Raw genomic sequence first — 15,039 nt, forward strand, 5'->3', positions numbered from 1 at the left:
GTAGACTAACCGTCCCTAAGCCATCGCAAAGCCGGACCCATCTCGTGGAGCCGAGGCGCACGAGCCAAGGCCGGCGAACGTGCCCACCAGCACGCGCCCCATCGAATCCACCGAGAGTTGCACTGCACGCCGACGCACGGATGCTGATCAGGTCACCTGATCCGCATCGGTGCGTCGCCCTGTGGTCTTAGAGGCACGGCCCACGCGATAAAGGCTCCAGCGGGCAGATTTGGGCTTGGGCTGAGAATGGCCATCTTCGTCGGGTCGCGTGCCTCCGCCCCTTGAGTACTTAGGCGAGAAGCGGCAGTGAAGGCCTTTTAGGCGGTGCCTCCGCCCAGCACGTCCACGTGCACGTGATCGAGGTGTCGGAGTATTTCGTTGCCTGGCTCCGGTGCATCGTAGTCCTGCCACTGCCCTTGGGAGCTGTACACGCTCCAGAACCGGTCGTCGAAGATGACGTACTGGATGTGCAGGTCCTCGGCATGGGCGATGAGCCAGTGGGACAGCATCCACCCCTTACGCCGGTTCTCCTCGGTCACCGGGCGGAAGAAGATGTCCATTGCCCGGCCGTCGTAGTGCGTCGAGTCCGCTCCGTGTCCTTGGTCAATGCCACCCGGGGCGAACCCGCCCAGGCTTTGGTCGCCGAACACTTCAGTCATGGCTTGGCGCAACTGCTCGGCGCGCGGTGTCAGGCCGGTGGCAGTCAGCTGTTGTTCCTGCAAGTCGCTGGCGGCCGAGCCCCGGCAGCTGAGGCTGGGACCAGCGTCCCGGGGAGGCCCGTTGGCCAGCCGCTGCAACACCGCCTCGTCGATGTTGGAGGTGTCCGGCGCCTCCAACCCGCGGGCGAGGAGGGCGACGGCCGTGGTGGCCAGCCGCGCCTCATCACGGTCGAGTCCGACTTCCCCGTCAGAGGTTTCGACAGTACATTCCGGGCGCAGCAGCAGCGAGCCGTTTTCAATGCGCAAACCACTGAGCAGGCCGGGCCCGAGGAGCATCAGCGCCAGCCCGAGCACTCCGAGCAGATAAAGGGCCAACCGCAGCCGATTTGGGCTGCGCCGGCCCTCGTGCCTCTCCTTGTTGGTCACCACGGGAGCACACGTGCAGACCGCACGGGGACCTTATGGGCGCCTGTACGGCCCGGCGCTGATCCGGACACTCGAGGGCCGGTCACGGCTGTTCTGTTCCCGATGATGTGTGCCTTTCATTGCGTCGCACTCATCCAGTCATAGCAGGGGATGGACGGTCCCGCATCGGCGAAGGCCGGGAATGCCGCCGTCACCGTGATAAGCCTCGCAGCCGATTTATAAGGCCAAGCCCGCCTTGAGAGCTTCCACACTTCTGGCCTCACTTGAGCTCTGCATCGAACACGTCGTGCACGCCTTCCAGGAACAGCCGGCCACCGCGGCCCGCTAAAGCCAAGTGGGGGCCAGTCTCCCCCCCCCAAGGGAAGAGAACGACGGCGGGACTTCCCGCCGTCGTTTTCGTCGCGGTGCCGCAGTCTCCAAAGCTGAAAACCCAGTATGAAGTGAGATTAAGCAGTCTCCAACCAAGCTGCTGGGACGTCGCCGGCTGGGCGTTCGGGGAACTGGCCGCCGGTGGCGGCCGTCGACGCTCCGCAAGTCCACCTCAGCATCGCGGCACTACGCTGAGATGATGCTGGATTACACCCTGAAGCAGTTGCAGTATTTCGTTACGGTCGCTAATCACGGGTCAATCGCGGCGGCGGCCGCAGCCTCGCATATCTCCCAGGCCGCGATGTCCCAGGCGATTACGGAGTTGGAACGTGTTGTCGGTTCCCAACTGCTTGTTCGTCATCGGGCACGCGGCGTCGTATTGACTGCCGTCGGTACCTATTTCCTCCGCGATGCCCAAGCCTTGGTGCGGCATGCCGAAGAAGTTCAGGGACGTGTTATGGAACGGCAGCAGGGGTTGGTGGGGCCTTTGACCATTGGCTGCTATACCGGCCTGTCCGCGTTCTGGCTGCCTGAGATTGCGTATGGCTTTGTGAAGCCAAACCCTGGGCTTGACGTGACGTTGACTGAGGGGGACGGCGCCCAGCTGCAAGAGCGAATGCTGAGCGGCTACCTGGACGCCGTTTTGACCCATACAAGGCACCTCATTCCCGGAGTTGAATCCACCACCGTAATGGCGGGCCGGCCCTATGTACTCGTCGCCGGCGATCATTGGGCCGCAAAACGGACGAGTGTTCGCCTCACGGAGCTGGCCGACGAGGATTTTGTTTCGCTGGACATCCCCTCGGTTCGAGAAAACCAGCTGATTAATTTGCGTATGTCGGGCTTGGATCCGAAAATCGCGTGGAAGTCCAGCAGCCTTGAGGCGGTGCGCGGCATGGTGGCCAGGGGGCTTGGCTATACTGCCCTGGTTCAGCGTCCTCCCGTCAACCTAAGTTATGACGCTTTGCCGCTGGCCATCCTGGAGATCGAGGGCAAGGTGGGCCATAGCGACATCTGTGTGGCGTACACGCAGTCCGATCGGCTCAGTCTGCGGTTGCGAGCGTTTATCGATTTCTGCGTAGAGGCCGGAGACAGAAAGGAGCGGGAGCCGGTCAGCCGTAAGGCATGAACCGGCTCCCGCCCCTTAGGCGACGTTATTGTTTTATGTTTTCGGCGCTAAGGTCCTGGTCTTTGCCTTCTTTGACTCTCAGGAGGCAAAGCCCGGCGATCACGAAGGTTGCTGCCCAGACGACGCCGGTCAGCCAGAGCGCTCCGCCTGTTGCGAGCACAAGTCCGCTGACGATCATTGGCGTGAACCCGGCGCCCAGGGTTGAGGAGAGTTGATAGACCAAGGAGGCGCCTGTGTAGCGGATCCGGGTGGGGAACAGCTCTGCGGAGAACGCTCCGAAGGGCCCGAAGATCGCGGCCTGGATGATGCCGTTGGCCACGAACAATGCGATGGCGAAGAGCCACAGTTCGCCCAGTTGCAGCATCCACATAATGGGCAGCGCCATGACGGCGCCGGTGATGATACCGGCGAACATGACGGGCCGTCGTCCCAGTTTGTCTGAGTAGCGGGCGGCGTACCAGATGCCCACGACGGTCAAGGTTGCGCCAACCGCTTTGACGTTCAGGACCGCAGTTCGGTCCATGCCGGCGCTGTCGACCACGAAGGAGATGGCCCAGACGGTCATCAGGCCCTGGACGGTGTAGGAGCTCATCCCTACAAGGGTTCCCTTAATGACGCTCATCGGATACTTGGTAAGGACCTCCATAAGCGGGATCTTCTTTTCCTCGGCCTTGTTCTCCAGCGCCAGGAACAGCGGGGATTCTGAAACCTTGAGCCGGATGACCAGGCCGATGGCGATCAGGACGATGCTGATGAGGAATGGTATCCGCCAGCCCCAGCTAAGGAACTGGTCGTTGGGCAGCACCGAGACGGCCGAAACGGCGAGGGTTGCCATGACAGCACCTGCAGGGCCGCCCATGTTGGCGAAGCTCGCGGCGAAGCCGCGGCGCTCCTTGGGCGAATGTTCCAGAGCCATGAGCATGGCGCCGCCCCACTCGCCGCCGACTGCAAGGCCTTGCACTATGCGCAGCACGATCAGTGCAATGGGGGCCAGCATGCCCACTTGGGCGGTCGGAGGCAGAAGCCCGATCAGGGTGGTGGCGATGCCCATCATGAGCATGGAGGTAATCAGAACTCCCTTGCGTCCCAGTTTGTCGCCAAAGTGCCCGAAAACGATGCCGCCGAGCGGACGGGCCAGGTAACCTACGGCCAGGGTGGCGAAGGAGGCGAAGATGGCTACGGCAGGATCGAGGTTGGTAAAGAACACCTTGTTGAACACCAACGAGGCAGCGGTTGCGTAGAGGATGAAGTCGTAGAACTCGATGGCGCTGCCGATGAAGGATGACGCCAGGATGCGCCGCATCTGGGGGGTGTTAAAGCCTGTTTCCTGTAGGCTTTCCGGAGCGTTCAACGGGGCCGAAGAGGTCATATTTACCGGTGTTTTCATGGGGTGGATGCCATTTCTACTTCAGTGTAGGGAGCATCATCGGCGGCGTTGCCGGTGATGGCGGAGAAAGAAATTACGTCCAGGTCGTCCGGGACCAGGAATTCGCCAGTGAATTTTTCGGCGTGGGAGAGCCAGACCGATTTGGGCGTTGTGCCGGGAACCAGGTGGTGCAGTGCCAACCGGGCGGCACCCGCTTTGTCTGCCAACCCGATCGCATCCAGTGGCGAGGTGTGGGACCGGCGGTGATGGTCCATCGAGGCTTGCGCTTCTTCTGTTCCCACGCTCCCATAGGTTCGGGATACCCACTCGAAATCGATGGCCTCATGAAGCAACAAATCGGTCCCGCGAGCGAGTCGGACGAGATTCTCGCAGGGTGCGGTGTCTCCCGAGATCGTTACGGATCCTTCTGCGGTATCAAAGCGGAAGGCGAAGGCCGGGGCAACCGGCGGATGTTCCACCAATGTTGCTGTGACGGTCACCAGTTCATCCCGATAGATCTCAAAGGGAAGCATGCCTGGGGGCGTCGGGTTTGAATTCGGGTCATAACCAGTCCCGGGCGGAAGTTCTATGTCCGAGGCCGTGAAACGGTCCAAGGGCGAGGGACGCAGCGCGTCTATGACCCTGTCGTTCAAGTCGGTTCCGTAGGCGCGCATGAGATGTTCAAACAGGGCCTTCGTACCGGGCGTCGGCTGATCCGGAAAGAGCGGTTTCGGCGGAGTCACGGCCCGAGGCGATGCGGGCGGCAGTGCGCCACGGTCACCGGGTCCGATGATCCTGATTGGCTCCTGGTCGGGGCGGAGGGTGAAGAGCCCGAAAATTGCGAGACTGGCCAGATCAATGCAATGGTCAGAATGCAGATGGGTTAGGAAGATTCCCCGGAGGTTGCCCACCGAGAAGCCGGCCTTCATCAGCTGGTTGCCTACCCCGCTGCCGGCATCCACGAGATATACAGCATCTCCAACGACGACAGCGGTTGCGATGCCTGCGCGTTTCCCCGAGTTGGAGCCGGTCCACCAGCGGGGCCCGCCGGCTGTACCGAGAGTCACTACGTAGGGTTTCAAGGGTGTGATGGTCACGATGGCCTTTCGTCTGCCTCCATTGCCGTGTCGGAGGTCTCATTTCCACTGTGCCGTTAGCCGCAACAACTGTAAAACTGTTTAAACCAGCCTGCTTGAAAGGTTTTACCTATGATGTCCCGCCGGCAGGTTCCGCCCCCGTGCAAAGCGGCGCCACTGCCCAATCACTAGAACTCTAACTACTAAAGGCGCATCTTCCGAGGCTGAACCTGTCAGTACTTTGTCTCATCACTCTGAACTCCTAACTCACCAAGGAACTTCACTGCCCAGAAAATGAGAGCCGTCGTTGCAAAGTAGCTAGACATCTAGTAAATTATAGCTGAAGGTGCTTACGGCTGGCGCTATGAATGCAGGTCATCAGTAGCGCATGGGCATGCAGGACTAAAGGAGCTTGGATCCGACCGATGAGCGAGCCGACAAACCAAGGGAATGAAAAACTCCGTGGCACCGAATTCGAAAAGCTGGCGAACCACTCCATGGGAGAGATGTTTCCCGAGTTCGATGCAGCCGCCATGGCCCTTTGCTTCAACCTGATACGTCTGGCCAACCGGATCACAGCCGACCTCGAAGTCAGCATCCACCGCCCTGAAGGGCTGAGTTTTTCTGCTTTCAGGCTCCTCTTCGCAATTCGAGCTGTTGGAGCAGGGAACCCCAATGAGCTGGCAAGGCTTTCCAGCGTTTCAACCGCATCCATGTCGAGCCTGCTCAACACCTTGGAGAAGTATGGCCTGGTGGCCCGCGAGGCAGACAGCACGGACAAGCGCAAACTACTTGTTCGGCTAACTCCCCTGGGGGAGTCACGCGTAGCAGAGCTCGCGCGCAAGAACAGTTTGCGTGAAAGCGATTGGGCGGCTGGCCTGACAACCACTGAGGCAACGATTTTGGCTGAACTATTGCGGAAACTTCTGCAACACCACCCGCCTCGTCCCTAGGACTTCAGAGCGCGCTGAACTCTTGCAGTTCCTGATGTTCCCCCTATACCTCGAGCCTTTACCGCTTACAACGAAGTGAGGAATCCGTGCAGTTTCACCATCACGGTTACGTATCCGGAGACCCCCGGGTCCAACCTGCAGCAGGCGTCGGCATCAACAGGCCGGCTGAGCTTCCGGATGAGGTCGATGTGCTGATTGTCGGCTCAGGACCTGCCGGCATGCTCGCAGCCGCGCAGTTATCACAGTTTCCAAATGTCACCACGCGCATTGTGGAGCGCCGCCCCGGCAGGCTCGCCATTGGCCAGGCCGACGGAATCCAGACACGCACAGTGGAGACCTTTCAAGCGTTCGGATTCGCCGAGCGGATCATCGCCGAGGCGTACCGGATCACCGAGACGGTGTTCTGGAAACCGGACCCCGCTGACCCCTCCCGCATCATCCGCACTGCCCGCACCCCGGATGACCCCGCCCAAATCAGCGAGTTCCCCCACCTCGTGGTTAACCAGGCCCGCGTCCTGGACTACTTCGCCGAGTTTATGGCTAACTCGCCCACCCGGATGGCGCCCGACTATGGCTTCGAGTTCCGTTCCCTTTACGTGGCCGATGAAGGGGAGTATCCCGTCACCGTGACCCTTCTCCACACATCAGGCCCCAATGAAGGGCAGGAGCGCATCGTCCGTGCGAAGTACGTGGTCGGTGCGGATGGTGCTCGCAGCAAGGTGCGGGAGGCCATCGGCTGCACCCTCGCCGGGGACCAGGCAAACCACGCCTGGGGAGTCATGGACGTTCTGGCAGTCACCGACTTCCCCGATATCCGCATCAAATGTGCGGTCCAATCGGGTACGGGGGGCAGCATCCTGCTGATTCCGCGCGAAGGCGGCCACCTTTTCCGGATGTACGTGGACCTGGGCGAGGTGGACCCCAGCAACAAGGGCGCAGTGCGCAGCACTTCCATCGAGGAGATCATTCACAAGGCGAAAGAGATCCTCCACCCCTACACCCTGGATGTCCGGGATGTGGCGTGGCACAGCGTTTATGAGGTGGGGCATCGGCTTACAGACCGGTTCGACGACGTCCTGCCGGGGGAGCGCGGCGCCAGGACTCCGCGGGTGTTTATCACCGGGGATGCGTGCCACACCCACAGCGCCAAGGCAGGCCAGGGCATGAACGTCTCCATGCAGGACGGCTTCAACCTCGCCTGGAAACTGGGGCACGTGCTCGAAGGCCGCAGCCCCGAGAGCCTGCTCTCCACCTACTCGGAGGAGCGCCAGGTGGTGGCGAAGAACCTTATCGACTTCGACAAGCAGTGGTCTACATTGATGGCGAAGAGGCCGGAGGAGTTCGAAAACCCCTCGGAGCTGGAGGACTTCTATGTGCGCACCGCCGAGTTCCCCGCCGGATTCATGACCGAGTACGCGCCGTCCATGCTGGTGGCCCCAGCGAACCACCAGGACCTGGCCACGGGGTTTCCCGTTGGCAAGCGCTTTAAGTCGGCACCCGTGGTCCGCGTCGGCGACACCAACCCGATCCACCTGGGCCACCACGCCACGGCCGACGGCCGCTGGCGGATCTACGTGTTCGCCGAACCCGCCCTTCCGGGCACAGGGTCTGCCACGGACACATTCGCCGAGTGGCTCGCGACCTCGCCCGAATCACCGCTGGCCGCGACGCCGTCGGACGCTGATCCTGACGCCTGGTTTGACGTGAAGGTGATCTACCAGCAACCCCACACGGAGATCGGCATCAACGCAGTCCCCGCCGCCTTCAAGCCGCAGGTGGGTCCGTTCAAGCTCACCGACTATGAGAAGGTCTACGCCACCGATCATAGGGCTGACATCTTCGAACTCCGCGGCCTGGACCGCGGCGGCGTCGTCGTGGTGGTCCGCCCCGACCAGTACGTGGCCAACGTCCTGCCCCTGACAGCAACCGCCGAGCTGGGTGCCTTCTTTGCCCCGCTCCTGCAAAACCGCCGGCCAGCGGAGGTTTCCCCTGCGGCACTGCCGAGCGTGCCCGCAGCCTTGATTAACAGCTAGCAACCGCAGTCAGCGCCACCGGCAGCACTCCTTAACCGCTCACACCCACTGGAGAATCATGAGCATGTCCACCCACAGTTCGAAGGCGAACCAACGTCGTGTCGCCTTCGCTACCGTCATCGGCACCACCGTTGAATGGTACGACTTCTTCATCTACGCCACGGCCGCCGGCCTGGTGTTCGCCCAACTCTTCTTCCAGCCGGCCGGCGAATCCATCGGCCTGCTGCTGTCATTTGCGTCCGTCGGCATCAGCTTCCTTTTCCGGCCCCTCGGTGCCTTCCTCGCCGGCCACTACGGTGACAAGATCGGCCGCCGCGCCATGCTCGTCATGACGCTGGTGCTCATGGGCGCGGCAACCACCTTGATCGGCTTCCTGCCCACCTATGCGACCGCCGGTGTGATCGCCCCGATCATGCTGCTGCTGCTGAGGATCCTGCAGGGCATCTCCGCCGGCGGTGAATGGGGCGGGGCAGTCCTGATGGCAGTCGAGCACGCCCCCCGCGACCGCCGCGGACGGGCAGGAGCCTTCCCCCAAATCGGCGTCCCGCTGGGACTGCTGCTGGCCACCGGCGTCACAGCGCTCATGACCGGCGTCATCTCCCCGGGGGCGGCCTTCCTCGAATGGGGATGGCGCGTACCATTCCTGCTGAGCATCGTCCTCATCGTCGTCGGCTACTTCGTCCGCCGCGCGGTGGATGAATCCCCGGTCTTCCAGGAAATCGCCGCAGCCAAAAAGCAGCCCAAAACACCCATCGTGGAACTGTTCCGCCGCCACGGACTGCTCGTGATCGTCGCTGCCCTGATCTTCGCAGGCAACAACGCCGCAGGCTACATGGCAACCGGCGGCTTCATCCCCAGCTACGCCTCCGGCCCCGCCGTCGGTCACGAACGCACCGACGTGCTCCTCGCCGTCACTTACGGCGCCGGGATTTGGCTTGCCTTCACCTACCTCGCCGGCTACCTCTCGGACAGGATTGGCCGCAAGAACACCTACTTCCTGGGCTTCGGTGCCCAGCTCCTGGCGTGTTTCCCGCTCTTCTGGATGATCAACACCGGGTCCCTGCCGATGCTCTACCTGGCCATGACCATCTTCGCCGTAGGCCTGGGCCTGGCATACGGCCCGCAGGCAGCCCTGTACTCGGAAATGTTCCCCGCCTCGGTACGCTTCTCCGGCGTCTCCATCTCCTACGCCCTGGGTGCGATCCTCGGCGGCGCCTTTGCCCCCACCATCGCCACAGCCCTCGTCCAGGCCACCGGTGGAACAGACGCCGTCTCCCTGTACCTCGTGGGGATGACGCTCATCTCCCTCGTGGCCGTTGCACTGGTGCGGGACCGCTCCGGCATTGACCTTTCCATCCGCAACCAGGCCGAACAGGAAATCGGATCGTTCGTTTTTGATAAGCGGACCGCCCCCGCCTCAGATGAGCCGGTGCGCACCAGCTGATCACACATACCTATGGGGGCCCGGGCCGAAGCCCCGGACCCCTATAAGTACCAAGTCCCCTACCGGAGACGCGACGAGTCATAGGATTGAACGCCCCGTCTGGTTGTGGGGCATACGACCCGGAATGAACGTCGGCTGCCGGCTCCGTTAGGGTTGATGCGTGCGAGCCATCCTTCAGCGGGTCACCCGAGCCGAGGTCACCGTCGACGGCGCAACGGTGGGTTTCATTGACCGGCCGGGACTCGTTGTCCTGGCCGGCGCCACCCACACGGACACTTTGGACGATGCGGCGGCCCTCGCCGCCAAGATCTGGACCTTGCGGATCCTTGACGGCGAGAAGTCGTGTGCCGACCAGAACGGGCCCCTGCTGGTGGTCAGCCAGTTCACGCTGTACGCCGACACACGGCGGGGAAGGCGCCCCTCCTGGTCGGACGCGGCGCCGGCGAACACCAGCGAGCCCTTGATTGAACACCTGATCGCTTCCCTGCGCGGCCTTGGGGCGGAGGTTTCCACCGGGCGGTTCGGGGCCATGATGCAGTTGTCCCTGGTCAACGACGGACCGTTCACGATCAGCCTCGACACCGCCGATTTTTCAGCTCCCCGCCGCGGCTGAGAGCGGTGGACCGGACCGATTCGCCGTGACGTCGGGAAGCTCCTAGCAAGCTGCGCTGAAACCACCGACGAGCAGGTCTGCCCTGGACCACGAGCCGCAGTTGCTCTGGAAACTGGTTGTTGAATACCTGCGGCCGCACCGGCAGCTGCTGGACGCCGTTGTGGTTTCCAGCTGGCGCAGACTCTCCCGTCAGCTGAAATGCCCGTTTAGGACCCCTTCGCTGGCGGCGTGAAAAGCTGTAGTTCGCTTTGGAAGGCGACTCCGCCTTGGCGAGGATGCCGGAGTTGAAGACGCCGACGCTCACGACTGCCGCTGCTGTCCCGGTATGGGAACAGCAGCGGCGGCCTCGTGGCCACGGAAGGTGAAACTCCTTAGCCGTTGATGACCTGCGGTACGCCGAGGGCTTTGAGGCCTTCGACGCCGAACTCCAGGCCATAGCCGGACTGTTTCGCGCCGCCGAAGGGGATGCGGGGGTCCACGGCGCCGTGCTTGTTGATCCAGACGGTACCCGCCTGGATGCGGCCCGCGACTTCCCGGGCGGCGGCGAGGTCGGAGGACCAAACGGAGGCACCGAGGCCGACGTCCAAGGCGTTCGCCTTTTCCACCGCTTCATCGATGGTGCTGTAGCGGATGATGGGCAGGGCGGGGCCGAACTGTTCCTCGGCCACAAGCGGGTTGCCGTTGTCGATGTCCGCTACCAGTGTGGTGGGGTAGAAGTAGCCGGGCTGGCTGGTATCCGGGTTTCCGCCCAGCAGGATGCGGGCGCCGGAGTCCTTCGCTGCCTGCACGAGGTTGGCCACGACGTCGTACTGTGCCTTGTTCTGCAGGGGGCCCAGGACGTTGTTCTCATCCAGGCCGTTGCCCATGGGCATGGCCTTGGCCACTGCGGTGAGTTCTTCGCAGACGGCGTCGTAGATGTCCTCGTGGACGTAGAGGCGCTTCAGCGCTGCGCAGGTTTGGCCGGTGTTGATGAAGGCGCCCCAGAAGAGGTCTTCGGCGATGGCCTTGGGGTCGGCGTCAGGCAGGACGATGCCGGCGTCGTTCCCGCCGAGCTCCAGGGTGAGCCGCTTGACGGTGTCCGCGGAGGATTTGATGATGGCGCGGCCGGCGGCGGTGGAGCCCGTGAACATGATCTTGCCGATCGCCGGGTGGTCGGTCAGCCGTGCGCCCACCTCGCGGCCACAGGAAACGACTGACAGGATGCCTTCGGGAAGTTCATCGTTCATGACTTTCACCAGCGCCAGGACGGAGAGCGGGGTGTTGCCGGAGGGTTTGACGACGACCGCGTTGCCCATGCGCAGGGCGGGGGCGATCTGCCAGATGGTGATCATCATGGGCCAGTTCCAGGGACCGATAGCGCCCACGATGCCGATGGGCTTGTAGTGCAGCTCCGCCCGGGTCTCGCCGTCGTCAACAACCATTTCAGGCTCCAGGCGAATGGTAGCCGCGGCGCGTAACCATGCCGCGCAGGCACCCACCTCGAAGCGGGCGTTCGGGCCGTTCAGCGGCTTGCCCTGCTCGCGGGAGAGCAGCCGGGCGAGTTCCTCAGCGGAACGCTCGACGGCGTCGGCCGCCTTGAGGAGCGCGGCGGACCGGGCGTCGTGGCCCAAGGCCGCCCATGCCGGCTGGGCATTCTGCGCGCCGGCGACTGCCTGCTCGAGGTACTCAAGGTCGTGAACGGGCGCCTCACCCACGATCTCACCGGTAGCGGGGTCCAGGATGGTGCGGGTCTTACCCGAGAATGCGGTGACCTCATCGAGCAATGGTTCGTACGTTTTCATTCGTTACTCCTCTTCGAGCAATGGTGACTAATGCTTGTGAAAGTCCTGCGGATATTCGGTGGTGTTCAGGACACTGAGCCTGGAGTTGAAGGGCAGGACGACAGGTTCGGCTGCAGGATCGTCCCAACCGAACATCCGGCCGATGGAGCGCTGCTCGCGCAGGTCCACCAGCAGCACGGCTTCGACGCACATGACCTTTTCGGTCCAGAAGAAGATGAACAGGTCTTCTGCTACTTCCCAGGTCATGCAACGGTCGGTGTCGGCGAGCCCTGCTTCGCCGCCGCGGATGCAGTTCCACGTGAAGGTGCCCGGGTTCAGGTAGATGTGTTCGTACGTTTCGACGTCGCTGTAGCGGTAGTAGATCCGCTTGCCGACCAGGGCCGTGGAGCGCTGGTGGCGCACGGAAGACCCCTCGGTGTTGGCCTGGCTGAAATCGGTGGTGCTCCGCGTCCTGCCGTCCACGGTGACAAACCGGGAAACACCGGTTGTTGTGGCCCCCGTGTTGCGGTCCGCGATGATGGTGACGTTTTCTGTGGCGGAACCTTCGCCTCGGATGAAGTCGATGATGAAGATGCCGGGCCGGGCTTCGATCGCCTTGTAATCGGCTGTTCCACCCGTCTTGTCCCCATCACGGCTAAGTGTCCAAGTCAGCGAAGATTCGTTGTCAAAAATGTACTCGGCCTTGGAGCCGTCCTCATCCAGGAGGCTCAATGAGGTGCCGGCCAGGGCGGGGGAGGCGGGCAGGGTCTGGTCGCCGAAACCTTCCAGCATGGTGGAGACGGGGGGCCACTGATCTTCGGGGATGTAGTCCTGGATGTCAGCTGAAGTCATGTTCTTGTTCCTTGTTCTTTTGCTGCTGGTTTGTACTGGTCAGGTGGAGGTTTGGGTCAGCCGATGACTGCCGCGAAATTGATGGACGGCTTTCGTGCGCCGCGGGCCATCCCGGCCACGAAGAAGAGGGGAATGCCGAGCAGGAGCCACCGGGCCAGTCCGCCCGCTCCGCCGAGCAATGCGTCGTAGTTGTCCAGCGTCAGGTATCCGATGACGATGAAGGCCAGGAAAGACAGGGACGGTGCAATGACGGTGACCCAGAGGTTGTCCCGGATGTGGTTTCTGGCGAAGAAGACGACGATTGCCGCTGATGTCACCAGCAGGATGGTGATGAAGCCTGCCGTGCCAAGGGCCACGAACCAGGCAAAGACGGTGGTGATGGGGTCGGCGCCTGCGAGCAGGAAGATGCTGATGATCGCCAGGAGAACGAGGCCGTTGATGAGCCCTGCGAAATGCGGGGCGCCGGTCTTGGAGACGGAGGACAGCTTGGCCGGCAGGGCTCCGGCACGGCCGAGGGAAAACAGGTATCGGGAGAACATGTTGGCCAGGCCCAGGAGCATCGCCAGGAAGCTCGTGACAACGAGGATCTGCATGGTCAGGTTCAGCCAGTAGCCTGCGCTGGATTCGGCGAGATCGAACACCATTCCTGCAGGGTTTTCGGCGGCGACGGTTTGGATATTGTCGATGCCGATGGCTCCGCTGATGGCCCAGGTGGATATGGTGTAAAAGATGCCAATGAAGGCGATGACAAAGTAAGCAGCCCGGGGAATGGTGCGCCGCGGGTTCTTTGCCTCCTCCGCGAAGACGACGGTTGCTTCGAAGCTGGTGAAGCAGGCGAAGGCAAACAGCAGGGAGATGCCCAGTCCGGGACCGAAGACACTGGATGGGGTGAAGCCTTCAAACGTGAAGATCCCGAGCCCTTTCTGGGCAATGAGCGACACCACGAGGGCCGCCACTGCAAAGGCTTCGCCGAGGATGAGAACTCCCAGCACCTTCAGGCTCGCATCGACGCCCCGCATCGTCAGGCCCGTCACCACAGCGAGCAATACAGCGATCCAGAAGTAGACCGGCAGGCTGATACCAGTGAGGCCTTCGATCAGCAACTGCGCAAAGACACCGAACTGGGACCAGAGTCCAACTTGAAGGCTCAGGTATGTCAGGATGGCGATCCCGGCCCCGCCGGTGGCCCACTTGTTGCCCAGTCCCTTGGCCATGTAGGCGACGAAGCCGCCCGCGTTGGTGATGTGCTGGCTCATCCGCAGGTATCCGACGGAGAAGAGAGCAACCAGCAGCGCAGCAATCACGTAGATAACGGGCGTTCCCGGGCCGCTGGCCGAAAACAGTACCGGGCTGGCTCCCACCACCGCAGCCATGGGAGCTGCTGCGGCAATGGCAAAGAAGGCAATGGCGATGACGCCGAGCTTGTTCGGCCTCAGCCGTGGGGAGGAGGAGGCATACGCATGATCCTCTTGCACTGGGCGTGTAGAGATTCCGACTGGTTCTTGGGTCATCCGTTGGCTCTTTCAGGAAAAGTGCACGGCGCAAGGCCTGCGCAGAAGTGTTGGAAGGTCCCTGCTGGCACGCGACACTGCGGCCCCATGGGAAAGGAAATCTGCTCGAGCTGGCTGTACACACTGCGTGATATCAGCCACATTCCAGAACTATACATTTGTTTAGTTCGGGCTGTCAATGCTTTTTCCGGAGCCACCCAGGAGGGCTAGACTCGGTGCATGAACCAGCCGTCAAGCCGCTTGCCCTATGGGGACGGGCGCGATGCCTTGCTGTCCGCGGTGATCGACGTCGTCGGAGAAAAGGGCCTGCGGGGTGTTACCTACCGTGCCGTTGCGTCGCGGGCAGGGGTGAATCACACTCTTGTCACGCACCACTTTGGCTCTATCGAGGGTCTTCTTGCCGCCACCATGGAGTGGGCCATCCAGCGGTCCATCGAGGAGACCGGCCTGGAGAAGATCGCGCATTTTGACGAGAACTTCGCCGATTCACTCCTCGAAACGGTGTCGCGGGAACCGGAGCTGCAGCTGTTCCAGTTCGAGATGCTTCTCGAATCCCGGCGCAACCCCGAGGTACGGGCCTTGGTGGAACGCCTTTACGCGAATTACATGAATACCGTTGAAGATGCCCTGAGGCAACGGGGCCTCAACGTGGACAACGGTGCGGCCTTGGCCATCTTTGCTGCCTTGGACGGCCTCATGCTGCAATTCCTCACCATCAGCGACCCCGAACGGATCAAGGCCGCCGTCATCCAGGTAGGCAAGCTCGTCGCAATTCTGGAGAGCACAAGCGACAGCCCCGGCGGCAGCAGCCCCCTACCGGTTCGATAAGGAAGGCTTTCCGGGTGGGA

The 15,039-nt window shown here is 62.3% G+C and carries 12 protein-coding genes; 6 read left to right on the forward strand and 6 right to left on the reverse strand.

The genetic code is table 11. The features are described 5' to 3' along the window. Positions 1–317: 317 nt before the first annotated feature. Positions 318–1,085, reverse strand: a complete 768-nt coding sequence (locus tag AU175_RS13265) for a hypothetical protein (protein WP_231938556.1) — start codon at positions 1,083–1,085, stop codon at positions 318–320. A 568-nt stretch (positions 1,086–1,653) separates the two neighbouring features. Here AU175_RS13265 and AU175_RS13270 point away from each other — a divergent pair. Then, positions 1,654–2,583, forward strand: coding sequence for a LysR substrate-binding domain-containing protein (locus tag AU175_RS13270; RefSeq protein ID WP_066291093.1), 930 nt, complete (start codon positions 1,654–1,656; stop codon positions 2,581–2,583). A gap of 25 nt (positions 2,584–2,608) precedes the next feature. Here the strand turns inward: AU175_RS13270 and AU175_RS13275 are convergent, their stop codons facing one another. Together AU175_RS13275 and AU175_RS13280 are read right to left on the reverse strand one after the other, a co-directional pair. Beyond that, on the reverse strand, positions 2,609–3,886 hold the full coding sequence (locus AU175_RS13275; protein ID WP_231938557.1) for an MFS transporter: 1,278 nt from the start codon (positions 3,884–3,886) through the stop codon (positions 2,609–2,611). 80 nt (positions 3,887–3,966) lie between these two features. Next, complete coding sequence (locus tag AU175_RS13280) at positions 3,967–5,016, reverse strand: MBL fold metallo-hydrolase (RefSeq protein ID WP_231938558.1); 1,050 nt, start codon at positions 5,014–5,016, stop codon at positions 3,967–3,969. 434 nt (positions 5,017–5,450) lie between these two features. On the opposite strand from AU175_RS13280, the gene AU175_RS13285 reads away from it, so the two are divergent. From AU175_RS13285 to dtd, 4 genes are all read left to right on the forward strand, one after another. Further along, positions 5,451–5,978: a MarR family winged helix-turn-helix transcriptional regulator gene (locus tag AU175_RS13285; protein WP_066289640.1), complete on the forward strand. Its 528-nt coding sequence runs from the start codon at positions 5,451–5,453 to the stop codon at positions 5,976–5,978. 86 nt (positions 5,979–6,064) lie between these two features. Next, entirely contained in the window at positions 6,065–8,011 is a 1,947-nt protein-coding gene (locus tag AU175_RS13290; protein WP_066289643.1) for an FAD-binding monooxygenase, read from the forward strand. 64 nt (positions 8,012–8,075) lie between these two features. Next, entirely contained in the window at positions 8,076–9,455 is a 1,380-nt protein-coding gene (locus AU175_RS13295) for an MFS transporter (RefSeq protein ID WP_156642302.1), read from the forward strand. Positions 9,456–9,615: 160 nt separating this feature from the next. Continuing rightward, the gene (gene dtd / locus AU175_RS13300; protein ID WP_066289649.1) at positions 9,616–10,068 is read left to right on the forward strand and encodes a D-aminoacyl-tRNA deacylase; all 453 of its coding nucleotides are present in this window, start codon (positions 9,616–9,618) and stop codon (positions 10,066–10,068) included. A 371-nt stretch (positions 10,069–10,439) separates the two neighbouring features. Here dtd and AU175_RS13305 read toward each other — a convergent pair whose 3' ends face one another. From AU175_RS13305 to AU175_RS13315, 3 genes are read right to left on the reverse strand one after another with little or no spacing between them, the layout of a single operon-like run. Next, positions 10,440–11,849, reverse strand: a complete 1,410-nt coding sequence (locus AU175_RS13305; protein ID WP_066289653.1) for an aldehyde dehydrogenase family protein — start codon at positions 11,847–11,849, stop codon at positions 10,440–10,442. A 27-nt stretch (positions 11,850–11,876) separates the two neighbouring features. Next, positions 11,877–12,680: a MoaF C-terminal domain-containing protein gene (locus AU175_RS13310; protein WP_066289656.1), complete on the reverse strand. Its 804-nt coding sequence runs from the start codon at positions 12,678–12,680 to the stop codon at positions 11,877–11,879. 56 nt (positions 12,681–12,736) lie between these two features. After that, a complete protein-coding gene (locus AU175_RS13315) occupies positions 12,737–14,155 on the reverse strand; it encodes an APC family permease (RefSeq protein ID WP_231938559.1) in 1,419 nt (472 codons plus the stop codon). A gap of 255 nt (positions 14,156–14,410) precedes the next feature. Here AU175_RS13315 and AU175_RS13320 point away from each other — a divergent pair, with 255 nt between their 5' ends. Continuing rightward, complete coding sequence (locus AU175_RS13320; protein WP_066289665.1) at positions 14,411–15,019, forward strand: TetR/AcrR family transcriptional regulator; 609 nt, start codon at positions 14,411–14,413, stop codon at positions 15,017–15,019. Positions 15,020–15,039: the final 20 nt, after the last annotated feature.

The sequence above is a fragment of the Arthrobacter sp. B6 genome (genome assembly GCF_001663775.1).
Taxonomy (GTDB): Bacteria; Actinomycetota; Actinomycetes; order Actinomycetales; family Micrococcaceae; genus Arthrobacter.